The organism is Rhodanobacter ginsengisoli, assembly GCF_042657065.1.
Lineage (GTDB): Bacteria > Pseudomonadota > Gammaproteobacteria > Xanthomonadales > Rhodanobacteraceae > Rhodanobacter > Rhodanobacter ginsengisoli.
In genome coordinates, this window is the sequence record NZ_JBHSNF010000006.1 from 47361 (window position 1) to 71919 (window position 24559).

General features: G+C 67.0%; 24 protein-coding genes. 13 read left to right on the top strand and 11 right to left on the bottom strand.

From position 1 onward, the window contains the following. Positions 1-779 precede the first annotated feature (779 nt). The 3 genes from ACFPPA_RS18680 to ACFPPA_RS18690 all read right to left on the bottom strand — a co-directional run bounded on the left by ACFPPA_RS18680 (position 780) and on the right by ACFPPA_RS18690 (position 4057). Entirely contained in the window at positions 780-2189 is a 1410-nt protein-coding gene (locus ACFPPA_RS18680; RefSeq protein WP_377322706.1) for a nitrilase-related carbon-nitrogen hydrolase, read from the bottom strand. Then, on the bottom strand, positions 2186-2764 hold the full coding sequence (locus ACFPPA_RS18685; RefSeq protein ID WP_377322708.1) for a TetR/AcrR family transcriptional regulator: 579 nt from the start codon (positions 2762-2764) through the stop codon (positions 2186-2188). The genes ACFPPA_RS18680 and ACFPPA_RS18685 overlap by 4 nt, the downstream gene beginning before the upstream one ends. 321 nt (positions 2765-3085) lie before the next feature. Then, positions 3086-4057 (bottom strand): AraC family transcriptional regulator, encoded by a 972-nt coding sequence (locus ACFPPA_RS18690; protein ID WP_377322710.1) that lies wholly within the window; start codon positions 4055-4057, stop codon positions 3086-3088. A gap of 93 nt (positions 4058-4150) precedes the next feature. Between ACFPPA_RS18690 and ACFPPA_RS18695 the strand changes: the two genes are divergently transcribed. Together ACFPPA_RS18695 and ACFPPA_RS18700 are read left to right on the top strand one after the other, a co-directional pair. After that, entirely contained in the window at positions 4151-5125 is a 975-nt protein-coding gene (locus ACFPPA_RS18695; protein WP_377322712.1) for an oxidoreductase, read from the top strand. A gap of 383 nt (positions 5126-5508) precedes the next feature. Further along, entirely contained in the window at positions 5509-6024 is a 516-nt protein-coding gene (locus ACFPPA_RS18700; RefSeq protein WP_377322714.1) for a nuclear transport factor 2 family protein, read from the top strand. Positions 6025-6133: 109 nt separating this feature from the next. Here the strand turns inward: ACFPPA_RS18700 and ACFPPA_RS18705 are convergent, their stop codons facing one another. The 3 genes from ACFPPA_RS18705 to ACFPPA_RS18715 form a co-directional block, all read right to left on the bottom strand. Then, positions 6134-6748 (bottom strand): DNA-3-methyladenine glycosylase, encoded by a 615-nt coding sequence (locus ACFPPA_RS18705; protein WP_377322716.1) that lies wholly within the window; start codon positions 6746-6748, stop codon positions 6134-6136. A 256-nt stretch (positions 6749-7004) separates the two neighbouring features. Next, positions 7005-8297 carry an MFS transporter gene (locus ACFPPA_RS18710; protein ID WP_377322718.1) on the bottom strand — a complete coding sequence of 431 codons (1293 nt, stop codon included), beginning with the start codon at positions 8295-8297 and terminating at the stop codon, positions 7005-7007. Between the two features lie 53 nt (positions 8298-8350). Beyond that, entirely contained in the window at positions 8351-8947 is a 597-nt protein-coding gene (locus tag ACFPPA_RS18715) for a DUF2239 family protein (protein ID WP_377322720.1), read from the bottom strand. 166 nt (positions 8948-9113) lie between these two features. Between ACFPPA_RS18715 and ACFPPA_RS18720 the strand changes: the two genes are divergently transcribed. The 3 genes from ACFPPA_RS18720 (at position 9114) to ACFPPA_RS18730 (ending at position 12691) form a co-directional block, all read left to right on the top strand. Further along, positions 9114-10490, top strand: coding sequence for a M16 family metallopeptidase (locus ACFPPA_RS18720; RefSeq protein WP_377322722.1), 1377 nt, complete (start codon positions 9114-9116; stop codon positions 10488-10490). Then, positions 10487-12022 (top strand): M16 family metallopeptidase, encoded by a 1536-nt coding sequence (locus ACFPPA_RS18725; RefSeq protein WP_377322724.1) that lies wholly within the window; start codon positions 10487-10489, stop codon positions 12020-12022. The genes ACFPPA_RS18720 and ACFPPA_RS18725 overlap by 4 nt, the downstream gene beginning before the upstream one ends. A 141-nt stretch (positions 12023-12163) precedes the next feature. Beyond that, positions 12164-12691, top strand: a complete 528-nt coding sequence (locus ACFPPA_RS18730; protein WP_377322726.1) for an acyloxyacyl hydrolase — start codon at positions 12164-12166, stop codon at positions 12689-12691. 25 nt (positions 12692-12716) lie between these two features. On the opposite strand, the gene ACFPPA_RS18735 is transcribed toward ACFPPA_RS18730, so the two are convergent. The 5 genes from ACFPPA_RS18735 to ACFPPA_RS18755 form a co-directional block, all read right to left on the bottom strand. Further along, on the bottom strand, positions 12717-14243 hold the full coding sequence (locus tag ACFPPA_RS18735) for a DHA2 family efflux MFS transporter permease subunit (protein ID WP_377322728.1): 1527 nt from the start codon (positions 14241-14243) through the stop codon (positions 12717-12719). Between the two features lie 97 nt (positions 14244-14340). After that, positions 14341-15534: an HlyD family efflux transporter periplasmic adaptor subunit gene (locus tag ACFPPA_RS18740; protein ID WP_377322730.1), complete on the bottom strand. Its 1194-nt coding sequence runs from the start codon at positions 15532-15534 to the stop codon at positions 14341-14343. Between the two features lie 9 nt (positions 15535-15543). Further along, positions 15544-16998, bottom strand: coding sequence for an efflux transporter outer membrane subunit (locus tag ACFPPA_RS18745; RefSeq protein ID WP_377322732.1), 1455 nt, complete (start codon positions 16996-16998; stop codon positions 15544-15546). A gap of 25 nt (positions 16999-17023) precedes the next feature. Continuing rightward, positions 17024-17500, bottom strand: coding sequence for a MarR family winged helix-turn-helix transcriptional regulator (locus tag ACFPPA_RS18750; RefSeq protein ID WP_377322733.1), 477 nt, complete (start codon positions 17498-17500; stop codon positions 17024-17026). A gap of 52 nt (positions 17501-17552) precedes the next feature. Further along, positions 17553-17837 carry a hypothetical protein gene (locus tag ACFPPA_RS18755; protein ID WP_377322735.1) on the bottom strand — a complete coding sequence of 95 codons (285 nt, stop codon included), beginning with the start codon at positions 17835-17837 and terminating at the stop codon, positions 17553-17555. 224 nt (positions 17838-18061) lie between these two features. Here ACFPPA_RS18755 and ACFPPA_RS18760 point away from each other — a divergent pair, with 224 nt between their 5' ends. From ACFPPA_RS18760 to ACFPPA_RS18795, 8 genes are all read left to right on the top strand, one after another. After that, a complete protein-coding gene (locus ACFPPA_RS18760) occupies positions 18062-18883 on the top strand; it encodes an AraC family transcriptional regulator (RefSeq protein WP_377322737.1) in 822 nt (273 codons plus the stop codon). Positions 18884-19006: 123 nt separating this feature from the next. Next, positions 19007-19552 carry a DsrE family protein gene (locus tag ACFPPA_RS18765; protein WP_377322739.1) on the top strand — a complete coding sequence of 182 codons (546 nt, stop codon included), beginning with the start codon at positions 19007-19009 and terminating at the stop codon, positions 19550-19552. A gap of 39 nt (positions 19553-19591) precedes the next feature. Then, positions 19592-20530 (top strand): substrate-binding domain-containing protein, encoded by a 939-nt coding sequence (locus tag ACFPPA_RS18770; RefSeq protein WP_377322741.1) that lies wholly within the window; start codon positions 19592-19594, stop codon positions 20528-20530. A gap of 10 nt (positions 20531-20540) precedes the next feature. After that, on the top strand, positions 20541-21218 hold the full coding sequence (locus tag ACFPPA_RS18775; protein ID WP_377322743.1) for a c-type cytochrome: 678 nt from the start codon (positions 20541-20543) through the stop codon (positions 21216-21218). Further along, complete coding sequence (locus ACFPPA_RS18780) at positions 21215-22159, top strand: c-type cytochrome (protein ID WP_377322745.1); 945 nt, start codon at positions 21215-21217, stop codon at positions 22157-22159. Before ACFPPA_RS18775 ends, ACFPPA_RS18780 begins: the two co-directional genes overlap by 4 nt. A 169-nt stretch (positions 22160-22328) precedes the next feature. After that, the gene (locus ACFPPA_RS18785; RefSeq protein WP_377322747.1) at positions 22329-23195 is read left to right on the top strand and encodes an MBL fold metallo-hydrolase; all 867 of its coding nucleotides are present in this window, start codon (positions 22329-22331) and stop codon (positions 23193-23195) included. A gap of 38 nt (positions 23196-23233) precedes the next feature. Next, entirely contained in the window at positions 23234-23656 is a 423-nt protein-coding gene (locus tag ACFPPA_RS18790) for a protein tyrosine phosphatase family protein (protein WP_377322749.1), read from the top strand. 109 nt (positions 23657-23765) lie between these two features. Further along, the gene (locus tag ACFPPA_RS18795; RefSeq protein ID WP_377322751.1) at positions 23766-24542 is read left to right on the top strand and encodes a sulfite exporter TauE/SafE family protein; all 777 of its coding nucleotides are present in this window, start codon (positions 23766-23768) and stop codon (positions 24540-24542) included. The last annotated feature ends 17 nt before the right edge of the window (positions 24543-24559 follow it).

The window sequence follows — 24559 nt, forward strand, 5'->3', positions numbered from 1 at the left end:
ACGCAAGCACGGGTGACTTCGATGCGACCTGTAGGAGCGCACCCTGTGCGCGATGCTCCTGGCTCGGGTTGTTCGATGTTGCATGGAACCAGAGCTTTCGTGCGCCTTCGGCGCCCGAGTCACTTTTCTCTTGCGTGGCCACGCGCCCGTCGGGAACGGGCGCGAACGGCGGAGCCGGCCCGAAGGGCGGAGGGCAGGATGCCCGGAGTAAAGAAAAGTAACCAACAGAGAAGGCCACCCCACTTGGCGCTTGCCGGGCATCGGGCAACCGCTCCTGCGTTGCCTCAACTCGGGCATCCATGCCCTCGCCCTGCCCGGCAAGTCCGTGAGCTGGGGCCGGGCTTTTCGACCGGACTCCGGCAACTGCTCCTGCGTTGCTCTGACTCCGGCATCCATGCCGTCGCCTGTCCGGGCGAAAAGGAGCCGACATCCCTGTCGACTCCCCTGCGGGCCTGTCGTCCCCACCTCACCGCCGCACAGGGGCCCCGGGTAGAGCTGCGGGCCATCGTGGCCCGCACTCGGTGTGCCACCGCTGCGCGGTGACGAAAGCCCAAGAGCCAAGTGCGAAAAAGCCCGCGTCGCGCGGGATTTTAAGTGTGTGAGTGTCTCAGTTCGCCAACAACGGCCGGTCGGATGCTGCGAATGTGCGCCATAAAGCAGCGATTCGAAAACTGACCTCCTCCCCGACATGGGTTGCTTCAGTCAGCAGATCATCGAAGGTTGGCTGCACGCGGCCAACGTTATTCCGCTCTAGTGCAGAGGAGCCTGCAAAGCAGAGTTCAATTTCCGAATCGTCGGGCTGCGCTTCGCCGCCGCCAGGCCGCCAGCCCTGCGCCAAGCGCGAGAGCGAAGATCCCGCACAGCCACGGGAAGGCGTTGCCGATCCGCGTATAGAGTGTTGGCCCGGATCCCAGCGGCAGGTCGGCGACGATCATGGTCACGCCCGCAGGCGCATCCTTCTTGAGGGCGACCAGACGCCCTTGCGCGTCGCTAGCGAACACCAGGCCGTCATGGGCAGCCCGCACGATCGAAAATCCGCCTTCGACGCCGCGCATCACGGACATGATTCCGTGCTGCCAGCCGTCGATGCCCATGTCGCCCGCGGGCACGCCCATCAGGCGGATGCCCTTGGCGGCATCGGAACGAATGGTGTCGGGGAAATCCATGTCCTTGCAGATCTCCTCGGCACGGCCATCGCCCAACCAGCCCGAGACATGACCCGGCGTGAAATCGTCCTCAAGGCCCGGCACCGGATGGCGCTTGTCGTAGCGCTGAATCCTGCCATCGGGCGTGATCGCAAGCGCGAAGTCGGCGGCCGGCGTCTCGGAATGGAAACCGGCAATGATCTGCACACCCGTATCCTTGGCGGCGGCAACGAGCGGCGCAACAATCGTGCTCTGTCCGGCAGGGATCGATGCCATGCCGCCTTCCGACGTAGCCACGAATCTGGCGCCTTCCCGGGCGGCTGCACGGATCTCGCGCGCATAGGTTTCGGTCACCGCGAGACCGGCGGACACGGTCTTCGCCCGCCAGGAATCCGCTACGGCCGTCTCATCGACGATTCCCGCCACCCGCAGCACGTCGGGCTGCGGGTGTGCGAGCCGCACGATACCGAACACCAAATTGGCCGCACAGATCGTCAGCCCGAGGCAGACTGCGGCCGTGTCTCGTTTGGGTCGTAGCGCCATGGCGAGGGTATTGGCAAAGAGGCAAATCAGGAACGTAACGGCGTACATCCCCACGAGGGATGCGCTCTGGATCAGGACGGGCGCCGACATCGTGCTGTAGGCGAGCGATCCGTAGGTGCCGTTCGGGGACTGCAATTCAATCAGGAACTCGAAGGCTGTCCAACAGGCCGGAAACGCAAGCAGCGTGAGGAGCGGTGACGCCCGGTGATGCACGAAGCGCGCAAACCATACCGCGACGCAAAACAGCCCGATATCGACCGCCAGAACCGACGTGAGGACGAGCGGTGGTATGAGGTGGAGGTAGGGGGACTGCAACATATAGCCTGCGCCGCCAAGGAGCGCGATGGCGCTTGCCCCGATCACTTGCCACGTTCGCGCTTTGCCATAGGCGAGCCACAACAGCGGCACGGGCGCGAGCCAGATCAGGGCCCAGACGTGGTCGTATCCCTGTGAGAGATAAAACATGATGCCGCTCAATACGGCGGCCAGCAGGGTGATCATTCGTTTTTCCCGGATGGTTTGAGGGAATCGAGGAACTGGCGCTGCGCCGCGCGGTACAGCGCCTTGAACTGTTGGTCGCTCGCGAAACGCCTGGCGCGCTGCATCGACACGAATCCCTGTCCGTAGGCCGCGAGCGCCACCGCGATCCCGAGTGTCGGCTCGTCGCGGAACCGACCATCGGCCTTCGCCTGATCGATGCGAGCCATCGCGAGCGCAATCGCCGGCGAGCGGCCCGCGGCGAAATCATCGGGGAACCGGCGCGCCGCGGGCGCAGGCAGGAAGAACGCCGCGTCGAACCTGTGCGGCTGCTTGAGCGCGAAATCGAGATAGGCTTCCGCGAGCGCCTCCAACCACTTCACCGGGTCTTGGGTGCGGATGCCGCGAACGATCGTCTCCCACGCGGAGATGCCGTCCTGCATGAGGGCGTTGAGCAGCTCGTCCTTGTTCTTGAAATGGCGGTAAAGCGCCATCGGCGAGAGGCCCGCTCGCTGGGCGACCCTGCGAATGGTCAGCCCCTCGAAGCCTGCGGATTCGAGCACTGCTTTCGCGGCCGAGAGTATGCGGTCCTTGGTCATGCGTACACTGTACACAAACGGGTACTAAGTACACAAGCCAATCTCGCGACCATAGTCCCAGGCACCCGAGGTGCTCAGGTTCATCCCATTGTTCGAAGTCACCGTAAAAGGACGCGGCATTCGTCTCGTAGTCGCGGACGGCGAGGCGGCAGGATTGATCCTGCCTGCCAGTCACTTACTGCGGGCCGCTGCGTTTCGTATTGGTGACCGGCCTTCCCGAAAACGGACGGTCGTGACCGGCTCATACGGGTCGAAGGAGGACCTTGCACCACGCTGGTCCAACAACATCCGCGATTGATCCAGTAGCGGGATTCTTGTCGCTCAAAATGCGCCTGCGATCGGGGCATACCCGTGGCCGACGCTCTGCGCTTCATCCACGGCATCCGCGGCTTTGCGATATCGCCCCGGTGCGACCCCCATTGCACGCTTGAACGCGTGGCTGAATGCGCTTTCGGACGTGTAGCCTGTCGCGTCCGCCACTTCGGCGACGGTCGCCCCCGCCAGCAGTCGGCGCTCCGCGACATGCATGCGCCAGTTGGTGAGGTAGGCCAGCGGCGGCACCCCCATAACCTCGCGGAACCGAACGGCGAAAGATGTGCGTGACATACCAGCGGCTTTTGCAAGGTCGTCGAGACCCCATGGTCGCTGGGGTTCCGCGTGCATGCGGCTCAGCGCGCATGCCAGTCGCCGATCACCCAGCCCCTTCAACCAGCCTGCGTCATGGTCCGAAGCATGTGCCAGATAGGCGCGCAAGGTGTTCACAAATAGCAGCTGCGCAAGCTCTGCCAGGATGACGGTGCGCCCCGGGCGGTCGGTGTGCTCCATTTCGCGGGTGAGCTGTTCGAGCAACCAACCGATGGTCGCCGCCTCCGACGTCGTGCCTTTCACGTGAAGCATAGGGGGCAGGCCGTCCAGCAACAGCGACTGACGCCTGTCGTCGACGTGCACCATACCGCCGAGCATGACGAAGCTGCTGCCTGTCCCGAGGCGATAGATACCTTCCGGATCCCTTTCCACGGGAGTGGTCTCGGCGATTGCCATTCGTTCTGGATCGCTGGCCATCATTAGCGAGCGCGTCCCGTTGGTCACGAGCACATCACCCGCCTCGAACCGGGCGGGCGGCCCCATCCCATCGATGTCGCACCAGCACGAGCCTTCTATGGCCGCGCAGAACTTGATGGCATGGAGGTTGGAGAAGCGGCGTGCCCAAGGGCCACCCGCAACGAAACGGCCAGAGAGGCTGCATCGCGCCTGGACGAGTTCGAGCACATCGGAAAGCGGGTCAAGGCTCATGGCTGAACTATCGCGCATAAATGGCGCACGGGTAAGCATTCTGCATTCGGGCGCCGGGGCCTAGCTTATATCGACCCCTTTTGGAGCCTCCCCATGTCTACCCCCCAAATCCCCATCGGCAGCGGTTTCGGCGCTGCCTCGACCGCTCAAGACGTCATCCAGGGCATCGACCTCACCGGCAAGAATGCCGTGGTCACCGGCGGTTATTCCGGCATCGGCCTGGAAACCGTCCGTGTGTTGCGTGCCGCCGGCGCGCGTGTTTTTGTGCCGGCCCGTGACATGGACAAGGCCAGGAACGCCTTGCGCGACATGCCGGACGTCGTCGTGGATGCGATGGATCTGCTCGATCCGGTGTCCATCGAACGCTTTGCCGAGCGCGTCCTCGCGTCAGTGGGCGCACTGCATATCCTGATCAACAACGCCGGCGTCATGGCACCACCGCTGGCGCGCGACAGTCGCGGCTATGAGTCTCAGTTCTCTGCCAACCACCTCGGTCATTTCCAGCTCACGTGCAGGCTATGGCCCGCGCTGGTACTTGCCGGCGGCGCCCGCGTCATCTCGCTGAGCTCTTATGGCCATCGGCGGGGAGGTATCGACTTCCGGGATCCCAACTTCGAGCAGCGTCCGTATGATCCCTGGATCGCCTATGGGCAGTCGAAGACAGCCAACTCGCTGTTTGCGGTGGCGCTGGATGCCATCGGCCAGTGCGATGGCGTACGCGCGTTTGCCGTACATCCGGGTGGCATCGTCACCGACCTCATTCGTCACATGTCGCCCGAGCAGATTGAGGCTAGCCAAATCATCGACAAGGATGGCGGGCTGATCATCGATCCGGAGAACAACAAGAAGACGATCCCGCAGGGCGCGGCCACCAGTGTGTGGTGCGCGACAAACCCGATGCTCGATGGCAAGGGCGGCGTGTACTGCGCCGATTGCGACATCGCCGGTTCGCTCCCGAGCGACGAGAGCGACGAACTGCATGGCGTGCGTCCGCGCGCGACCGATGCGGTGGCCGCAGGTAGGCTATGGGCACTCAGCGAATGCCTTACGGGCGCGAATATCGCCTGAAGACCGACAGGGGGCGTCTGCCCCTTCGATGCCTCGCACGGTGGTCGCGACATGGTCACCGAGAACGAGGCGGAATTCATATATTGGGTCGACCTCTGCCCGTAGCAGCATGCCAAGCCATCACCAGGATCTCAAGGGCAACCCCCGGCCAGTAGCCGTCGTTCGAAGCAAGGTAAAACGCTCCTGGGCCCTCCTGGACGTGTCCGCGCTAACCGGTGGAACCCGGTTCGTCTTTCGGCAGTCGGTCAAGGCGGCGGCATAGGCAGCCGGGATGGCGAAGCAGCGGCGTAAGCATTCGATCTCTTCTTGTGGGTGCGTCGGCCATTGGCGTTTCCGATCAATCGGAAAGCAGTGGGCATTTCAAGGTCCCGCGAAACACTTGCATGGCCCCTTTGGCCGAGCGCAGTCTAGTCAATGCGCAAGCGGGCATGTGCACCGTGCAACACCCAACTCAGGTGCTGGCCGTTTGTCAGGCGGTGCTGTCGCAGGCGCGTGTACTGAAATGGAGGCCGCTTGTGGAAGAGAAGATCATTCGGATAGTCATCGATCGACATTGGGCCGCATCTGCAGCGGGTGATTTGGCGGCCGAGCATGAGATCTATCACGACGATGCTGTCTGTGAGTACCCACAGTCAGGTGAAGTCATTCGCGGTCGGGGTAACCTGCGGGCACTTCGTGAGCATCACCCTGGTAGACCTTCGGGGTTCGCGGTGCGACGTATCGTGGGAAAGGGCAGCCTCTGGGTCACCGAATATGTGATTACCTACGGAGGTCATCCCGTACACACGGTGAGCATCATGGAGTTCCGGGACAGAAAGGTATCGCACGAAACTCAATACTTCGCGGACCCCTTTGAGGCGCCTGCCTGGCGAGCCCAGTGGGTTGAGCGAAGCACCTGATTCAGGGGGCGGGCGCCATTCAAGGGGGCTCAGAATCCCGCGCTGGGCATGGCAGTCAACGCGCATCGGATCCGCCCTGCAGCAATGAGCTTGGAGCGCCCTTCAGGAGTCAGCCCTTCCCCGATGCCTTACCCGATACGTAACGGCTGCCGGGCACGCTCCAGCGCCAAGGGAGATCCTTGCCGACGCTGATCCCAATACGCGGGCCTCCCTTCAGGTCTTTTGGCGGACTCATGCCATCGTCGACGATGGTGAACTCTCCGCTGGCACCGATCAAATCCATACCATCGTGGGTTCCATTGATGCCCATCGCCTGGGTCAGGCGAGCTGGTCCGCGGCATAAATCACGATCGCGCGTTATGCGCGGGCGGTCTACACGCATTTGTGCGAGCCCGTGCATGGGCTCAAGCGCTCGGATAAGCACACCGCAACCATTGCCGGCGGGTCCACACACGCAGTTGCAGCACCAGTGCATGCCATAAGTGAAGTAGACATACATGTGACCCGGCGGTCCAAACATGGTCGCATTCCTTGGTGTCTTGCCACGGAATGTATGCGCCGCCGGGTCGAGGGCGCCTCGATAGGCCTCCACCTCTACAATGCGGCCTGCTCGACCATCGGCTGCCGCCAGAATCTTGTTGAGGAGTTGCGGCGCAACCAAGGTGGCCGCCTGATCAAAGAATGAGCGTGGCAAGGGCTTTCCCGGCCAGTCGATCGGCGCCATCTCGTTTGTAACCACACATGTCTCCGTGGACTGCTGCCGGGCCCGTAGACACTAACCCAAGTGACTCCCCGATGCTGGATCGGGTCGGCGGATTCAGCGAGTTGCGACTGGCCGTCGGGAGGAGACCTTCAGTCGGATGCTCGACTGGTTGGACGCATCGGTCAGGTTGTGCCGGAAGAACCTTTCGAAGGTCCCTCTCCCCGGCTTTGCCAAGGGAGAGGAATGGTTCGCGGCGAAGTCTTCCAGCGCGACGAGCTCAACCCGCCGGCGCCGCCTCCACTCGCGCCGCGCCGATGCTGCGCAGCGCGGGGCTGCTCATGCAGCCGAGGGCGATGGCGGTCAGCAGGAGGCCGGCGCCGACGAACAGGTTCGGCAGCGAGATGACTTTCAGCAGGCTGCCGGCGAGGGCGGCGGAGAGAGGCCCCAGGCCCATGAAGGTGAACATCAGCACGCTCATGGTGCGGCCCATCATCTCCGGGGCTACGCGACGCTGGATCCAGCTGACGATGGCGATCTGGGCGATGCCGCCGAACACGCCAGTGCCGGCCAGCAGGATCGCGCCGGTGATGGTCGAATGCGCCAGTGCCAGTGCGGCCAGCGCCAGGCCGACGAGGCTGTCGATGGTCAGCACCATCAGGCCCAGGCGGCCGCGCACGAAGCGGCCGGCGAGGCCGGACAGTGCGCTGCCGATCAGCATGCCGCCGCCGTTCGCGGTCATCAGGATGCCCAGCGAGGCGGCGCCCAGATCCATCCGGGTATCGGCCAGCACGGGCAGGCCGACCTGCAGCGGGCCGCCGACGAACACCGAGACCACCGCCGCGTAGAGGATGAACGCGCGCAGCGGCAGGTCGGCCCAGATCGCGCGCACGCCGCTGGCCACGTTCGACAGCACGCCGCCGACCACCGCCTTCGGATGAAAGTCGCTGTGGATGCGGATCAGCAGCAGCGAGCCCAGCGAAAACGCGAAGCTGATCGCGTCGATGCCGAAGGCCAGGCCCAGTCCGCCGGCATCCTGCAGGCCTTGCGTGTGCGCACCGTGCGCGCCCACGCTGATCACCACGCCGGCCAGCGCCGGACCGACGAACATGCTGAGCTGGCGCATGCCCATCACCAGCGCGTTGGCCGGCTGCAACTGATCGGGTTTGACCAGCTGCGGCAGGATCGCCGAACCGGCCGGATAGGCGAACGCGGTGGACAGGCCGATGCCCAGCGCGATCAGGTACACCAGCCACATGTGGATCGCACCCAGCAGCACCAGCACGGCGAGCAGGGCCACCAGCAGCGCATTGGTACCGCGCGCCGCCAGCAGCACCTTGCGCGGGGACAGGCGATCGACCACGGCGCCGCCGATCAGCATGAACGCCGCGCGCGGCAGTGCCATCGTGGCCAGCACGATGCCCAGCGCGGCGGGGTCGCCGGTGAGTTTCAGCACCAGCCACGGCAGCGCCACCAGGGTGAACTGGTCGCCCAGCATCGAGATCGTGCTGCCGCCGAACAGCAGGCGGAAATTGCGGTTGGCGAAGACGGAGTCGCGGCGTGCCTGCTGCATGGATAGTCCCTGGCGTGGTGGTGGATGAATGGCTGGAGCGGAGCTGGTGGTGGCTAGACGGCGGCGGCGCTGTCCCATGCACCGATCGCGAGTCGGCGCAGATGATCGCGCACATCGACCGGCCATGCCTCGGTCAGGGCGGCGAAGCGCTCGCGCTCGCCCCGGTAGAACGCCCGCGAGGCCTCTTCGTGATCGGGCAGGTTGCCGGTCATCGCCTGCATGAAGCGATCGACTGCCTCCATCGCCCGTCGCGAGCGTTCCTTCGCGCCATTGCCGCGCAGGTCCTGCTCGACCAGCCGCCGCAATACCGCCGAGGCGCCGCCGGGTTGCCGGGCCAGCCAGTCCCAGTGGCGCGGCAGCAGGGTGACTTCGCGCGGTACCACGCCCAGTTTCGGCCGGCCGCGCCCCCGCGCCACCGCGGGGCCGGCGGCATCCGTCGGCAGGCGCGCCAGCACCTGATCCAGCGTGCCGCGGAAATCGACCTCGATCGGCTGACTGCTGCGGTCGTCGAAAATCAGCAGCGGGCCAGAGGCGCCGGCATCGAGCGCCTGCTTGGCCGCGCGCACCACCTCGGCCAGCGGCCCGCGGCCGAGCAGTCGCTGATGGTCGAATGCGGCGGCCATGCCGTGGGCGGTATCGGGAGGCACCATGAGCGGCGTCCTGGGAGAAGGTCGGCATATTCTACCCGGATCAAAATGTCTGTCAATACTGTCCGGGTAAATTGCCACGAAGACCCGGCCGTGGTCCGGAAGTCATGCCCCGCCGGGTCGACCGGCTTGCTATCGTGGGCGCTTTCCACCTGAACGGATTGAGGGGATGAGCATGCGTTTGCGTCCGGCCACTTTGCTGGCCTCACTGAGCCTGTTCGTGGCCGCCGCGGTGTCAGCACCGCTGGCGGCGGCCGAACTGGCGATCGCACCGATCCAGTACCACCAGCGCACCCTGCCGAACGGCCTGAAGGTGCTCAGCGTGGAGGATCATTCCAGCCCGAACGTGGCGGTGCAGATGTGGTACCACGTCGGCTCCAGGGATGACCCGCAGGGGCGCTCGGGTTTCGCGCACCTGTTCGAGCACCTGATGTTCAAGAGCACCCGGCACATGCACGCCGAGCAGATGGACCGACTGACCGAGGATGTCGGCGGCGCCAACAACGCGTCCACCGGCGACGACGTCACCAACTATTTCGAGGTGGTGCCCAGCAACTACCTGCAGACCCTGCTGTGGGCCGAGGCCGAGCGGCTGTCCAACCTCAACGTGGACGAGAAGAACTTCAAGTCCGAGCGTGCCGTGGTGGAGGAGGAATACCGTCAGAGCGTGCTGGCCAATCCCTACGGCAAGCTGTTCAACGCGATCGACCCGCACTCGTACACGGTGCATCCGTACCGGCGCCCGACCATCGGCAGCATCGAGGATCTGGAGGCGGCCTCGCTGAAGGACGTGATCGCGTTCCACGACACCTTCTACCGGCCGGACAACGCCACCCTGATCGTCAGCGGCGATTTCGATCCGGCCCGGCTCGACGCCTGGGTCGATCAATACTTCGGCTGGATTCCGAAACCGGCCACGCCGATTCCGCAGGTCACCGTGCAGGAACCCCGGCGCAGGAAGAACCTGCGCTATACCGAGACCAGCGAGACAGCGCCGCTGCCCGCGGTGGCGGTCACCTGGCTGATTCCGCCGGCTGCCGACAGCGCCGACCGCATCCCGCTGGAGGTGGCCGCCGCGCTGTTGTCGCAGGGTGATTCGTCACGGCTGTACCAGTCGCTGGTGTATCGCCACCAGGTCGCCCAGCAGATCGGCGCCGACGCCGACAGCCGGGTCGGACCGGGCCTGTTCGTCGTCTACGCGATCCTCGCCAGCGGGCACCAGCCGACCGAGGCGGAGAACCTGCTGAGCGAGGAAGTCATCTGGCTGGCGACCCAGCCGATTCCCGCCAGCGAACTGGACAAGGTGAAGACCCAGCTGCTGACCAGCGAACTGAAGCAGCGCCAGACCGCGCAGGGCACCGCGTTCGCGCTGGGGCAGGCGAGCCTGATCGACGGCGGGGTGGAACACGTCAACACCGACTTGGTCGCGCTGCAGCAGGTCACCGAGAAGGACGTGCATCGGGTGCTGCAGAAATACGTCACCGGCGCGCACAAGGTCACCATCGACTACCTGCCGCAAGCCGCCAGCAAGGGAGCAGCGAAATGATCCGCGACATGCCGCGTCACTGCGCAAACGCACTGCGTCTGGCCGTCTTTGCGGCCGCGATGATGGCGTCGGGCCAGCTGCTGGCCGACAAGATCGTGATGAAGACGAATCCGGCCGCCGCCTTTCCGACCACGCCGCCGGCACCCGCGCCGGCGCCGAAACTCAGCGTGCCGACGCCCGAGCTGCAGACCCTGGCGAACGGCCTGCAGGTGATCAGCGTGCGCCGCGCGGACCTGCCGCTGGTTACCGCCCGGCTGGTGCTGCGCAGCGGCGGCGAGATGGATCCGCCGGCGCTGGCCGGGCTGGCCGATCTCACCGCGAACCTGCTGGGCAAGGGCGCGGCGGGCATGACCGCACCGCAGATCGCGGCCGCGGCCGAGGCGCTGGGCGGCTCGCTGGATGCCGCGGCGGGGTGGGACGAGAGCGCGGTGGGCATCACCGTGACCACGCCGAAATTGCCGCAGGCCCTGCAACTGCTGGCCGACGTGATCCGCCGGCCGGCGTTCGCCGCCGCCGAGCTGAAGCGGGCGCAGGCGCAGGCGATCGACGACCTGCGCCTGATGCTCAGCCGGCCGACCGCGCTGGCCTCGCTGGCCGCCAGCCGCGGGGTGTTCGGCGAGGGCGCCTACGGTCACTCGCGCACCGGCACGCCGGCCTCGATCGGGCGCATCACGCGCGCCGACGTGCAGCAGCTGCACGACACGCTGTACCGGCCGGACAACGCGATCCTGATCCTCGCCGGCGACATCGATCCCGCCCGGGCGAAGCAGCTGGCGCAGGCCAGCTTCGGCGACTGGAGCAAACCGGCCACGCCCCTGCCGAAGCGCCCGTCGGGCAGGAGCCGCGGCCGCCTGCCGCCGCTCCTGCTGATCGATCAGCACGGCGCCGGCCAGGCCGGTGTGGTCGTGGCGCATGCCGCGCCGCCGCGCAGCGATGCCGGCTACTACGTGGGCACGGTGGCCAATGCGGTACTCGGTGGTTCGTACTCGGCCCGTTTGAACGAGGAGATCCGGATCAAGCGCGGCCTGTCCTATGGCGCCAGCAGCCGATTGCAAGCGCTTGCCGATGGCGGGATCTGGCTGGCCGCGGCGCAGACCAAGAATCCCTCCGCGCCGCAGGTGGTCGACCTGATGCTGGGCGAGTTCGGGCGGCTGGGCAGCACGCGCGTTTCCGCCGGGGAGCTGGCCGCGCGCAAGGCGACCCTCACCGGCAGCTACGGCCGCAGCCTGGAAACCACCGCGGGCCTGGCCGGGCAGGTGGCCGAGCTGGCGATCTACGGGCTGAAGCTGGACGAGATCGGCAAGTACGTCGAACAGGTCCAGGCGGTCACCCCGAAGCAGGTCGAGAAGTACGCGGACAAGCATCTGGAGGCGGACGAGAGCACGGTGGTGGTGGTCGGCGATGCCGGGCAATTCGCCGCGGCGATTCGCAAGACCCATCCGAAGGCCGTGCTGCTGGAGTCGACCGCGCTGGACCTGGACAGCCCGAACCTGCAGTCCGCGCCGCCCGCGCCGGCGACCGGAACGCGCTGATCCTTCGCCGGGACAGGACCCCGCGATGCCGGGCGTCCTGTCCCGCGCTGGCCCGGCGGACGGAAAAGTCTCACGCCTGGACCGCATTGGTTAGTAAACTATGGGGTGTATAAATCTCCCTATCCCCATAGGCCATTTCCCATGCACACAACCCGCAAAGCCGGACGCGTCGCCCTCGCCATGTGTCTCGTCGCCGCCGTCTTTCCCGCGACGGCCGCCCGTCTGGAATTCCAGGGTGGACCCAGCTACATGGGCAACCACGCGACCTCCGCCGCATTCGTCGAGGGCGTGTTCGACGGGCACCGGGTCGGCGACAGCAATTTCAGCTGGTCGCCGGATGTCTCGCTGGGCTGGATCGAAGGCCGCGATCTGGCCCGTTACCGCGGCAATCGCTACTCCACATCCGAGGACGCCTGGTTGCTGGCCGCCGGCGCGCGCGTCCACTACGGCACGGCGGACGACTGGTACCGGCATCTGTTCGTGAGCTTCCAGCCCGCGCTGAACAGTGCGCGCACCCAGGCACTGAGCACGGCCTACGAGTTCGTCAGTACGCTGGGCTGGCAGGGGCAGCGATTCAGCGTGCAGGTTCGCCACGTTTCCAATGGCAACCTGCACCATCCCAATCGCGGTGAAACCATGCTGTTGCTGGGCGTGGGTTTCGAGCTGTAGCCGCGCGGCAGGCCGCGCCGGTTCGTCAATGCCCGCCAGCCGCGGCGCTGGCCTTCGGCGTGAACGGCGGTTTGGCCAGCCAGATCACGAAGATCAGTCCGATGAACACCCAGCCCAGCGCATGGAACACCTCGTTGAACGAGATCTGGTAACCCTGCTGGGTGATCATGTTGTTGATCACGCTGCCGGCGACCTGCGGGTCGCCGTGGCCGAGTTGGCTCATCGCCGTCTGCGAGGCGGGGTTGTAGGCGGTGATGTGTTCGGCCAGTTGCTCGTGGTGGGCGACCGCGCGCCGCTCCCACAGCAAGGTGGTCAGCGAGGCGGAGAAGCTGCCGCCCAGCGTGCGCAGGAAGGTGGCCAGGCCCGAGCCCGAGGCGATCTCGTTCTGCTGCAGATCCGACAGCAGGATGGTCAGGATCGGCATGAAGAACAGCGCCACGCCCAGACCCTGGATCAGCTGCACCAGCGCCACGTGATGGAAGTCGATGCCGATGAAGAAGTCCGCGCGCATGAAGCAGGTCGCGCCCATCACCATGAACGCCACCGAGGCGAGCAGGCGCAGGTCGATGCGACTGGCGTACTTGCCCACGAAGAACGTCAGCAACACCGGGATCACGCCCAGCGGCGCGGTGGCGTAACCGGCCCAGGTCGAGGTGTAGCCCAGGTTGCGCTGTAGCCACAGCGGCACCAGCAGGCCGATCGCGAAGAACGCGGCGTAGGCCAGCACCAGCGCGATCGTGCCGGCGGTGAAGTTGCGATGGCGGAACAGCTTCAGGTCGACGATCGGATCCTTGTCGGTCAGTTCCCAGATCAGGAAGATCGCGATGTTGATCGCCGAGATGATGCTGGTGACGATGATGAAGGTGGAGTTGAACCAGTCCTCGTCGTTGCCCTTGTCCAGCACGATCTGCAGGGCACCCACGCCGAGGATCAGGGTGATCAGGCCGACATAGTCGATCTTCGGCCGCTCGGTCTTCTCGACCTTCCCGCGCAGCTGGTTCGCCACCACCATGCTGGCGAAGATGCCGATCGGCACGTTGATGAAGAAGATCCACGGCCACGAATAGTTGTCGGTGATCAGGCCGCCCAGGATCGGGCCGGCGATCGGCGCCACCACCGTCACCATCGCCAGCAGCGCCAGCGCCATGCCGCGCTTGGCCGGCGGGTAGATGCCGATCAGCAGGCTCTGGGTGATCGGATACATCGGCCCCGCCACCGCGCCCTGCAGCGCGCGGAACAGGATCAGCATGCCCATGCTCTGCGAGATGCCGCACATGAACGAGGTCAGCGCGAACAGCAGGGTGCACGCGGTGAACAGCTTCACCTCGCCGAAGCGGCGGGTGAGGAAACCGGTCAGCGGCAGCGAGATCGCCATGCTCACCGCGAACGAGGTGATCACCCAGGTGCTCTGGTTGTTGCTGACGCCCAGGTTGCCGGCGATCGTCGGCAGCGACACGTTCGCGATCGTCGTGTCCAGCACCTGCATGAAGGTGGCCAGCGACAGGCCGATCGTGCTCAGGGCCAGATTGGGTGGGCGGAATTGAGTGGTCATCGGATTCAATCAATGAGGTGGGAGTGCACCCTGCGCGCGATGCGCTTCTGCACATCGACGCAAAGGCAGCGCGCATGCGGCGCGCTGCCTGCGGGGCTCATTTCCCGCGTGCCATGTTGGCGTGGATGATCTGCGCGATCGCGGCGTCGGCCTTGTCCAGCTGCTGCTTGTAGATGTCGGTGCTGAAGGCTGGCTGGGTCGGCGAGTGCTGGGCCAGGGTCGGTCCGCGCTGATCGTGCAGGCCGACATCCACGGTCACCGACATGCCCAGGCGCAGCGGGTGCTTGTCCAGCTGTCGCGGGTCGTCGAACACCACGCGCACCGGGATGCGCTGCACGATCTTGATCCAGTTGCCGGTGGCGTTCTGCGCGGGCAGCAGCGAGAACGCGCTGCCGGTGCCGACGCCCAGGCTTTCCACCTTGCCCTTGTATTTCACCGCGCTGCCGTAGACGTCGGACTCGATGTCCACCGGCTGGCCGATGCGCATGTCGGTGAGCTGGGTCTCCTTGAAATTCGCGTCGACCCACACGCCATGCAGCGGCACCACCGCCATCAGGGCGGCACCCGGCAGCACGCGCTGGCCGACCTGCACCGAGCGTTTGGCCACATAGCCGTCCACCGGCGCGACCAGGGTGGCGCGCACGTCGTCGAGGAAGGCAGCGCGCAGCTTCGCCGCCGCGACCTGCACGTCCGGATGCGAGGCGACCACGGTGTCGTCGACCAGCACCTTACTGGTCTGGTACTGCTGCTGCGCCGCGATCAGGTTGCTTTCGGCGCTGGTCAGCGCATCGCTGGCATGCGACAGCTCCTCGGCCGAGATCGCGCCGGACCGGGCCAGCGCCACGCGCCGGCGGTAGTCGGCACGGGCCTTGTCCACCGCGGTCTTGCGCGCGGCCACGTCGGCCTGCGCGCCGTTGACGCTGGAATAGAGCCCGCGCACCTTGCGCACGGTGTTGGCCAGGTTGGCCTTGGCCTCGGCCAGCGCCACGTCGGCGTCGCTGGGGTCGAGCTGCACCAGCACGTCGCCGGCATGCACCAGGTCGCCGTCATCGGCGCCGATGCTGACCACGGTGCCGGGCACCTGCGGGGTGATCTGCACCACGTTGCCGTTGACGTAGGCGTCGTCGGTACCCTCGTACCAGCGGCCGTCGAGGTAGTACCACAGCGCCCAGCCGATCGCGGCGAGCAGGACCACCACGCCGAGCAGGCGCAGCATGACGCCGCGCGAGTTCTTCTTCGGTGGCGGGGCGACCGGGGTGCTCTCGGTCGGGGTGGGAGTCTGGCTGGACATGGGGCTGCCTCAGGAATGTGAAGAGGTGGAGGACGAAGGAGCGGGCGCGTCGGCCTGCGGCTGGAAGCCGCCGCCGAGGGCCTCGATCAGCTGCACCGAGCGGTCGACCTGCTGCGCCTGCAGCGCGGCCATGCCGCGATTGGCGACGAGCAGCTGCTGGCGCACGCTGAGCGCTTCCAGGTAGCTGCCGATGCCGGCCTGGTAGCGTTGCAGCGACAGTTCCCAGGCTTGCTGTGCCGCCGTCTGCGCCCGTTGCTGCGCTTCGATCTGCTGCTGCAGCGATTGCAGTGCGGAGACGTCGTCGGCGACTTCATTCAGGGCGCCGACCAGGGTCTGGTTGTATTGCGCCACGGCGAGGTCGTACTGGGCGTCCTTGCCGGCGAGGTTGGCGCGCAGCCGGCCGCCATCGAAGATCGGCAGGCTCAGCGAGGGGCCGCCCTCGAAGAACCGTGACGACAGCGACAGCGGATTGCCGCCGCCCAGCGCGATCACGCCGGCCATCGCGCCGATGCTGATGTTCGGCAGAAACTCGGTCTTCGCCGCCTTGATGTCCCTGCCCGCGGCCTCGACGCGCCAGCGTGCGGCGACCAGGTCGGCGCGGTGGCCGATCAGGTCGATCGGCAGGTTGGCCGGTACCGCCAGTTCGGCCGGCGTCAGCACGCGGGGGCGGGTGATCTCCAGTCCGCGGTCCGGGCCCTTGCCGAGCAGCACCGACAGCGCGGAACGCGCCGCATCCACGGCGCGCGCGCTGAGCGCGGCGTCCTGCTCGGCGCTGGCGACCTCGCCCTCGGCCTGCTTCAGCACGATCCGGTTGTCGATGCCCGCGCTCACCCGCTGCCGGGTCAGGTCGCGCGACTGATTCGCCCGCTTGAGTTCGCCCGCGGCCAGGTCCTGCTGGGCAAACGCGTAGCCCAGCCGGGCGTAGGCGCGGGCCACGTTGCCGGACAGTTCGATGCGCGCCGCACGGGCATCGACCTGCGCGGCGCGCGAGGCGCCCAGTGCCGCCTGCCATGCGGCGCGTTTGCCGCCCCACAGGTCCAGGCCCCACTTGAAGCTCACGTCCGCGTACTTGGCCAGGCCGAAATGACCGTTGCCGATGGGAAGATCCGCCGGCAGGCGCGCGCCGTTGACGGCGGCACCCGCCGTCACGCTGGGGCCGCGTGCCGCGTCGGCGATGCCGACCTGGGCCTGGGCGCCACGTGCGCGCGCATCGGCCACGGCCAGTCCGGGATTGTTCCGCAGGGCCTCGCTCATCAGCGCGTCCAGTTGCGGATCGCCCAGCCCGCTCCACCAGTCGGTCGCCGGCCAAGCCGTGGCCGCCCCCTGCGCGCCGGCCAGGCTGTGCCCGGCGCGCAGGGTGGACGGGTCGGTCAGGGTGCCGTCGGGCTGCAGTCCGCCGCTGCTGGCGCAACCGCCCAGAACGAGGGTCAGTACGGCTGTTGCCGTGAGAAAATGCTGACGCATGGGGTGAAATCCAGGGAGAAGTGGGTCAGTTCTTGTCGCGAAGCGCGTGCAGCACGCGCGTCAGGTAGTCGTGCAACTGCGCCTGCTCGATGTCGCTCAAGGAGCGCTGCGCGGCGGTGATCACACGCTGGCTGCAGACCGACGCGGTGTCCTTCCACACCGCTTGTCCGGCGTCGGTGAGTTCGATGCGCAGTGCCCGGCGATCCTGCGCGTGTGGCGAGCGACGCAGATAACCCTTGCGCTCGAGTTGATCCAGCTGGCGGGTCATCGCACCGCCATCGATCTCGACTGCGCGCGCCAGCTCGGTGGCCGACACCGCGCCCAGTTGCTGTGCCTTTTTCAGGATCAGGTACTGGGTGAAGCTGAGGTCCAGCCCCTGGCCAGCCAGTTCCGCCTCGATCGCGCGCACCATCTCGGAACGCACCATGGTCAGCAGCATGCCCAGGCTGGGGGCGTGGGCATCGCCGGCAGGCGGGGTCGGGGAGGGTCCGTTGAGATTCATGCCGGGCATTCTATTGCCGAAAATATATATGTCAAGGCAAATATATGCCTGTTTATGTTTGTTTCAGCAAATTTACTTCCGGTTTGACGGGGACCTCGTCCATCGTCGCCAGCTCGTCCGCCAGCCAGGCGCGCAGCGCGGGATCGCGCAGTTCGAACAGCTCGAAGACGCCCAGGGCACGCAGTACCGGCAATTGCGCCAGCAGTTTGGGCTCCATCGCGCGGCGCACGGTCTCGGGCGTCGATGCGTCCAGCATCTGGTGGGCGCAGGCGATGAAGGTGTGCAGCGGAGAATCCGCCTGAGTGGACCTGGCCAAAGGCAATTCGATAGGTGACATGGAAGACCTCGGTGCAGGGGAGCGACAACACCCGGCCAGACTGAGGACGCCCGGGCAGTGCGAGGCGTGACTGCAGCAGAAAGGCGTGGCGGCGGGAGACAGGGGCCGCAAGCGATGGCAGCGGCGAGAGTTCCGGCGCGTGACGGCTGGAGACGCAAGCAGCTTAAGAAACTTCCACTGCAAGCTGTTAACGTTATTTGGTCAAATAATGTCGAGAACGGGCCATGACGGAAACGAAGCAGCGTGTCCACGACCTGATCGAGCGCAGCGACGGACCCGCGTTGATCGCCTACTGGCTGGATGACGAGGTGGCCAGCGAATACGGGGAAGGCACCCGCACCCATGACTGGCATCGCCACGAACGTGGCCAGTTCTTCTGCGTCGAGAGCGGCTTGATCCACGTGCACACCGAACACGGCTCCTGGCTGCTGCCGCCGCATCGTGCCGGCTGGATGCCTCCGGGCGAATGGCATACGGTCACCATCAGCGGCCCGATGAGCGGCTGGGGCGTGTTCATCACGGCGGCCGTCGATCACGGTCTGCCGGCCACGCCCTGTGTGATCGGGGTCAGCGAGCTGACCCGCGCGCTGGTGCGCCGCGCCAGTTCCTGGACCTGGCACGACCGGCTCAACCAGGAACAGGAACGCGTGATGGCGGTGTTGCTGGACGAGATCCGCCGGGCGCCACGCGAATCGCTGCACCTGCCGATGCCGCAGGACCGGCGCCTGCTGCGCATTGCGCAGGCCGTGCTTGCCCAGCCGCACGACAATCGCGGGCTGCACGAATGGGCAGCCTGGGCCGGTTTGTCCGTGCGCAGCCTCAGTCGCCTGTTCCGTGCCGAAACCGCCTTGAGTTTCGCGCAGTGGCGCCAGCAGGCGCGGCTCAGCCGGGGCCTCGAGAGGCTAGCCGAAGGCACGCCGGTGGCCGAGGTGGCCGACGCACTGGGCTATGTCAGTGTCAGCGCCTTCGTGGCGATGTTCCGGCGCAACTTCGGTCAGCCGCCGGCGCGCTATTTCGCCCAGCGCCATGTGTTCACCGGATCCTGACGACGGCCATCCATAAGTTCGGCTTATGGTGGCGATCACGAAAACTCCCTTGGCCTCCCGGCGGGCCGGACATAGCATGAGCCGACGCCAATCCCGCGTTGCCGACTGTCCTGCGAGGCCGCCATGACCCGTCCAATGCTGTTCGCGCTGCTTGCGCTAAGCCTGTTGTCCACTGCCGCGATCGCCGGCGATGGTTTCTGGCAGACCCCGACCATCGCCGGGGCCGGCAGGATCCATCCGATGCCGCAGGCCGCCTACCAGCCGGATCGCCACGCCACCTACAAAGTGGTGTTCAGCCTCAGCAAGGCTGGCGAGAAACCGGGCGCGGTCAGCCCCTCGCTGGATCATGTGGCGCGCGCGATAAACCTGTATGTCAGCGCCGGCGTACCGCTGTCCCACCTGAAATTCGTGGCGATCGCCGCTGGCGCGGCCACGCCGATCGTGCTGAACGACGTGCAGTACCGCAAGAAGTACGGCGTGGCCAATCCCAACCTGGCGCTGATCGCCCAGCTGCGCAAGGCCGGTGTCGACGTGGCCGCCTGCGCGCAGGCGGTGGCGGAGCACGATTTCCAGTACGACTGGGTCGATCCGCGGGTCACCGTGGCGCTGTCGGGCCTCACCACGGTCATCAACCTGCAGCAACAGGGCTACGCGCTGATGCCGCTGTAGGTATCAGCGCGTAGCCCTGCCACCGCAAAGGGGAACATCATGCGCAACCTTCGACTGCATCCGCTGCTGCTGTTTGCCGCACTGGCCGTCGCCGGCTCGGCGAAGGCCGCCGCGCCGGCGACCGACTTCCTGCCGCCGTGGAATCCGCCGCCGGCCGGGCTGCAGTTCAGCGTGCCGCCGTTCGATGCGGTCGCCGACCTGCACGGCGACATCGTCGACCCGCAGCTGGTGGTGTTCTTCGCCGGCAACCAGTTCATGGTGGTGCACGACCTGATGGCGGCGTTCCAGCAGGCCCATCCGCAGATCCGGCGGATCTTCGTGGAGACCTTGCCGCCGGGCATCCTGGCGAAACAGATCGAAGGCGGCGTGCTGGTGATGGGCAACCTGCGCATCACGCTGAAGCCGGACGTCTATACGGCCGGCAAGGGCGCCGTCGCGGATCAGCAAAAGCGGCACGACTGGTTTGCCGAGCGCTACGACTATGCACGCAATCCGCTGGCGATCCTGGTCGCCAGGGGCAATCCGAAACACATCGGCGGGCTGGCCGACCTCGGCCGTGCCGACGTGCGCGTGAGCATGCCGAACCCGGCCTGGGAAGGCATCGCGCGGCAGATCGAGGCGAGCTATCGCAAGGCCGGCGGCGAGGCGCTGGACCGCACCATCATGCAGACCAAGGTGCACGACGGCAGCACCTTCCTCACCCACGTCCATCACCGGCAATCGCCGCTGCGCGTGCTGCAGGGCCAGTCCGATGCGGCACCGGTGTGGTCGACCGAGGCGTATTTCCAGCAGCAGATCCTGCATCATCCGGTCGAGACGGTGGCGATCCCCGCGGCACAGAATGTCACCGCCACCTACACCGCGGCGCGCATGAAAAATGCGCCGCACGAGCAGGCGGCGAAGGATTTCCTCGCGTTCATGCACAGCCCCGCCGCGCAGGCGGTCTACCGCAAATACGGTTTCTTGCCGGCGCACTGAGGAGACCGCGATGCGCCACGTCGATCCACGTCGAACGATTTTCGCCGGCAGCCTCGTCGTCGCTGCCGCGTGGTTCGCCAGCCTGGCGCTGGCCACCGATGCGGCAACCATCACCCGCCAGGGCAACGGCAGGGGCGCGGCGCCGTGCATGGCCTGCCATGGCGTCGATGGCGCGGGCCAGGCCAGTGCCGGCTACCCGCGGCTGGCCGGACTCGATGCGGCGTACCTGCAGAAGCAGCTGGAGGATTTCGCCAGCGGTGCACGCAGCAGCCCGGTGATGCAGGTGTCTGCCGCGGCACTCGATGCGGACGAGCGCCGGGCGCTGGCGCGCTACTACAGCGGGCTGCCGCTGCCGCCCGCGCTGGCCACCCCCGCCACGCCTCCGCCAGCCGCCGACAGTGTCGGGGCCGTGCTGGCCACGCGCGGACGCTGGGCCAGCCAGGTGCCCGCCTGCGTGCAATGCCACGGTCCCGGCGGGGTCGGCGTGGGGGCGCATTTCCCGCCCCTGGCCGGCCAGCCGGCCACGTATATCGCCACACAACTGATGGCCTGGCAGCAAGGCCGTCGGCACAACGACCCGCTGCAGCTGATGCAGCACCTGTCCGCCGCGCTCAGCGCGCAGGACATCCACGCCGTGGCCGACTGGTTTGCGGCGCAACCGCTGCCTGCACCGGGGACCGCGCCATGAAGAGCCTGCCCGGAGCCCTTGCGCTGATCCTCGCGGCCGCGGTCGTGTCGAGCGGCTGCACGCCGAGTTCCGCCGATACGGTGGCGGCCCAGCCCGCCGCGGCGTCCACCGCGGCACCGGCGCCCGCGCCGATGGCGGCGTCGTTCGTGCCGCCGCCGGAAGCGGCGATTCCCGCCGGCCCCCTCGGCGAGGTGATCCGCCAGGGCCGCGCCATCTTCACCGACACGCCGACCCATGCCCGCGCCTATGTGGGCAATGACCTCAGCTGCAGCAACTGCCATCTGGATGCGGGCCGGCAGGCCAACTCCGCGCCGCTGTGGGGTGCCTACGGCCTGTATCCGCAGTACCGCAAGAAGAACGGCCGGGTGAACACGTTGGGCGAACGCATGCAGGGCTGCTTCCGCTATTCCATGAACGGCAAGGCGCCAGCGCTGGACAGCGCCGAGATGGTCGCGCTGGAAACCTATGCGTGGTGGATGGCGAAGGGTGCGCCGGTTGGCGTCGCCCTGAAGGGCGCCGGCTATCCGAAGCAGGGCTTCAAGCCGCCGCGGCCGCCGGATTACGCACGCGGCGAGCAGGTCTACGCGAAGAACTGCGCGCTGTGCCACGGCAGCGATGGCCAGGGCCAGCAGGTGGCCGGCCGCAACGTCTTCCCGCCGCTGTGGGGGCCGCAGTCGTTCAACTGGGGTGCCGGCATGCACCAGATCGACAATGCCGCCGCCTTCATCAAGGCGAACATGCCGTTCAGTCGCGGCGACACCCTGAGCGCCCAGGACGCGTGGGACGTGGCGATGTTCATGGACGCCCACGAGCGGCCGCAGGATCCGCGCTACGGCGGCGATCTGTCCGAGACGCGCCGGAAGTATCACGACAGCCCGATGTCGCTGTATGGCACCGAGGTGAATGGCCACCTGCTGGGATCGTCCCCGGCCCGACCCTGACGGGACGCCGCCGCGCCACTCGAATGCCCGGTTTGCGCCCGGCCCGGCGCGGGCGTATATTAACAAACTCGAATATACACCCGGAAGCCCGGGTGCAGCGGGTGGGCCGGCTGCGGTGCCGGCCCGTTCAGGGCGTCCGCGCCGGCACCGCCGAACCGAGGAGCAGGCCATGCAACGTCCCGAAGTGAAAGCGTTCTTCCATGCGTCGAGCAACACTTTCAGCTACGTGGTGTGGGATCCGGTGACGCAGAAGGCGGCGGTGCTGGACAGCGTGCTCGACTATGACGCGGCGTCCGGCCGCACCGGGCGCGAATCGGCCGACGCCCTCATCGCCTTCGTGCGGGCGCAGGAGCTGACCGTGGAGTGGGTCATCGACACCCACGTGCATGCCGATCACCTCTCGGCGGCGCCCCATGTGCAATCCATCCTGGGCGGCAAGCTCGGCATCGGCGAGCACGTTCGTGCGGTGCAGGAGAGCTTCGGCACGCTGTTCAACGCGGGCAGCGAGTTCCGTCGCGATGGCAGCCAGTTCGATCATCTGTTCAGCGACGGCGAGCGCTACCTGATCGGCAGCATCGAGGCCACGGCCATTCACACGCCGGGCCATACGCCGGCCTGCATGACCCACCTGATCGGCGACGCCGCGTTCGTCGGCGACACCTTGTTCATGCCCGACTACGGCACCGCCCGCTGCGACTTTCCCGGTGGCGACGCGGCCACCCTGTTCCGCTCGATCCAGAAGATCTTCGCGCTGCCGGACAGCACCCGCCTCTTCCTGTGCCATGACTACAAGGCGCCCGGTCGCGACGAGTTTGCCTGCGAGACCACGGTAGGCGCCGAACGTCGCGGCAACATCCACGTGCACGAGGGCGTCGGCGAAGCGGACTTCGTGAGCATGCGCACCACGCGCGACGCCACCTTGTCGATGCCGCAGCTGATCCTGCCCGCGGTGCAGGTGAACATGCGCGCCGGCCGGCTGCCCCCGGCCGAGGACAACGGCGTGCGCTATCTGAAAATTCCGCTGGATGCGATCTGAATCCGGCCCGCCCACAACCATTCCGCAGGAGAACACCGATGCAGCTTCGGCCGCTTTCAAGAGACCTCAGCGTCAGCCCCCAGATCGGAGTCGCCGACATCGCGGCGCTCGCCGCGCAGGGCTTTCGCAGCGTCATCAACAACCGTCCCGATGGCGAAGAGCCGGGCCAGCCGACCAGCGCCATGCTGGCCGCCGCGGCAAGCCAGGCCGGGCTCGACTATCGGCATATTCCGGTGGTGCCGGGCCAGTTGCAGGAGGCGCAGGTGAGCGCATTCGCCGCGGCGCTGGCCGACCTGCCCGGACCCGTGCTGGCGTTCTGCCGCACCGGTACGCGTTCCAGCACCTTGTGGGCACTGCAGGCGAAGGGCCCGGCCGATGCGATCCTGGAAACCGCCCGCACCGCCGGCTACGACCTGTCGGCGCTGCGGCCCCGACTGGGCGACGCGGCGCACGTTCAGTAGACCGCCACGGCCTGCCTCGGCCCATGAGCTCGCCCCGTGCGAGCGGATGGGTCGACGTTCGAGCTATTCCGTCTCGCCGACCGAAGACATTCGCCACCGGAATCCCCCCATGCACCATCTGCTGACCTTGCAGGCCCTGCTCGCCATCGTGTGCGGTTCGGCCGTGGGCTTCTCGCTCGCGCTGATCGGCGGCGGCGGCTCGATCCTCGCCGTGCCGCTGCTGCTGTACGTGGTCGGGGTGCACGATCCGCACCTGGCGATCGGGACCAGTGCCCTGGCGGTGGCGATCAACGCGTTCGCCAACCTGATCCCGCACGCCCGCGCCGGTCATGTGCGCTGGAAGGCGGCATTCACCTTCGCCGCCACCGGCGTGGTCGGCGCGTACATCGGATCGAGCATCGGCAAGGCGGTCAACGGGCAGCACCTGCTGGTGCTGTTCGCCCTGCTGATGCTGGTGGTGGCGGCGCTGATGCTGCGTGGCCGCCGCGGCGGCCCGGATCGCTACCCGCTGCCGCACATGTACCCGCGGCTCGGCGCGATCGGCCTGGGTGCCGGAGGGCTGTCCGGCTTCTTCGGCATCGGCGGCGGCTTCCTGATCGTGCCCGGGCTGATGTTCGCCAGCGGCATGGAGATCATCTACGCCATCGGCACATCGCTGTTCGCGGTGGGTTCATTCGGCCTCACCGCGGCAGCCAACTACGCCATCTCCGGTCTGATCGACTGGCCGGTCGCGGCGGAGTTCATCGGCGGCGGCATCGTCGGTGGCTGGCTCGGCGCGATCGGCGCGAAGCGGCTGGCGAAGACGCGCGGCGCGTTGAACCTGATCTTCGCGCTGGCGATCATCGCGGTGGCGATCCTGATGCTGTTCAAGAGCCTGCGCGGCTGATCCCTGCGCATCGGCCC

Bases quoted from the DNA above. Each gene is read 5' to 3' on its own strand.
- ACFPPA_RS18705 (WP_377322716.1), bottom strand. From the start codon at position 6,748: ATGGCGCCGATCGACTGGCCGGGAAAGCCCTTGCCACGCTCATTCTTT.
- ACFPPA_RS18765 (WP_377322739.1), top strand. From the start codon at position 19,007: ATGACCCGTCCAATGCTGTTCGCGCTGCTTGCGCTAAGCCTGTTGTCC.
- ACFPPA_RS18725 (WP_377322724.1), top strand. From the start codon at position 10,487: ATGATCCGCGACATGCCGCGTCACTGCGCAAACGCACTGCGTCTGGCC.
- ACFPPA_RS18730 (WP_377322726.1), top strand. From the start codon at position 12,164: ATGCACACAACCCGCAAAGCCGGACGCGTCGCCCTCGCCATGTGTCTC.
- ACFPPA_RS18755 (WP_377322735.1), bottom strand. From the start codon at position 17,837: ATGTCACCTATCGAATTGCCTTTGGCCAGGTCCACTCAGGCGGATTCT.
- ACFPPA_RS18735 (WP_377322728.1), bottom strand. From the start codon at position 14,243: ATGACCACTCAATTCCGCCCACCCAATCTGGCCCTGAGCACGATCGGC.
- ACFPPA_RS18710 (WP_377322718.1), bottom strand. From the start codon at position 8,297: ATGCAGCAGGCACGCCGCGACTCCGTCTTCGCCAACCGCAATTTCCGC.
- ACFPPA_RS18775 (WP_377322743.1), top strand. From the start codon at position 20,541: ATGCGCCACGTCGATCCACGTCGAACGATTTTCGCCGGCAGCCTCGTC.
- ACFPPA_RS18740 (WP_377322730.1), bottom strand. From the start codon at position 15,534: ATGTCCAGCCAGACTCCCACCCCGACCGAGAGCACCCCGGTCGCCCCG.
- ACFPPA_RS18700 (WP_377322714.1), top strand. From the start codon at position 5,509: ATGGCCCCTTTGGCCGAGCGCAGTCTAGTCAATGCGCAAGCGGGCATG.
- ACFPPA_RS18715 (WP_377322720.1), bottom strand. From the start codon at position 8,947: ATGGTGCCTCCCGATACCGCCCACGGCATGGCCGCCGCATTCGACCAT.
- ACFPPA_RS18795 (WP_377322751.1), top strand. From the start codon at position 23,766: ATGCACCATCTGCTGACCTTGCAGGCCCTGCTCGCCATCGTGTGCGGT.
- ACFPPA_RS18780 (WP_377322745.1), top strand. From the start codon at position 21,215: ATGAAGAGCCTGCCCGGAGCCCTTGCGCTGATCCTCGCGGCCGCGGTC.
- ACFPPA_RS18785 (WP_377322747.1), top strand. From the start codon at position 22,329: ATGCAACGTCCCGAAGTGAAAGCGTTCTTCCATGCGTCGAGCAACACT.
- ACFPPA_RS18680 (WP_377322706.1), bottom strand. From the start codon at position 2,189: ATGATCACCCTGCTGGCCGCCGTATTGAGCGGCATCATGTTTTATCTC.
- ACFPPA_RS18750 (WP_377322733.1), bottom strand. From the start codon at position 17,500: ATGAATCTCAACGGACCCTCCCCGACCCCGCCTGCCGGCGATGCCCAC.
- ACFPPA_RS18720 (WP_377322722.1), top strand. From the start codon at position 9,114: ATGAGCATGCGTTTGCGTCCGGCCACTTTGCTGGCCTCACTGAGCCTG.
- ACFPPA_RS18685 (WP_377322708.1), bottom strand. From the start codon at position 2,764: ATGACCAAGGACCGCATACTCTCGGCCGCGAAAGCAGTGCTCGAATCC.
- ACFPPA_RS18690 (WP_377322710.1), bottom strand. From the start codon at position 4,057: ATGAGCCTTGACCCGCTTTCCGATGTGCTCGAACTCGTCCAGGCGCGA.
- ACFPPA_RS18790 (WP_377322749.1), top strand. From the start codon at position 23,234: ATGCAGCTTCGGCCGCTTTCAAGAGACCTCAGCGTCAGCCCCCAGATC.
- ACFPPA_RS18760 (WP_377322737.1), top strand. From the start codon at position 18,062: ATGACGGAAACGAAGCAGCGTGTCCACGACCTGATCGAGCGCAGCGAC.
- ACFPPA_RS18745 (WP_377322732.1), bottom strand. From the start codon at position 16,998: ATGCGTCAGCATTTTCTCACGGCAACAGCCGTACTGACCCTCGTTCTG.
- ACFPPA_RS18695 (WP_377322712.1), top strand. From the start codon at position 4,151: ATGTCTACCCCCCAAATCCCCATCGGCAGCGGTTTCGGCGCTGCCTCG.
- ACFPPA_RS18770 (WP_377322741.1), top strand. From the start codon at position 19,592: ATGCGCAACCTTCGACTGCATCCGCTGCTGCTGTTTGCCGCACTGGCC.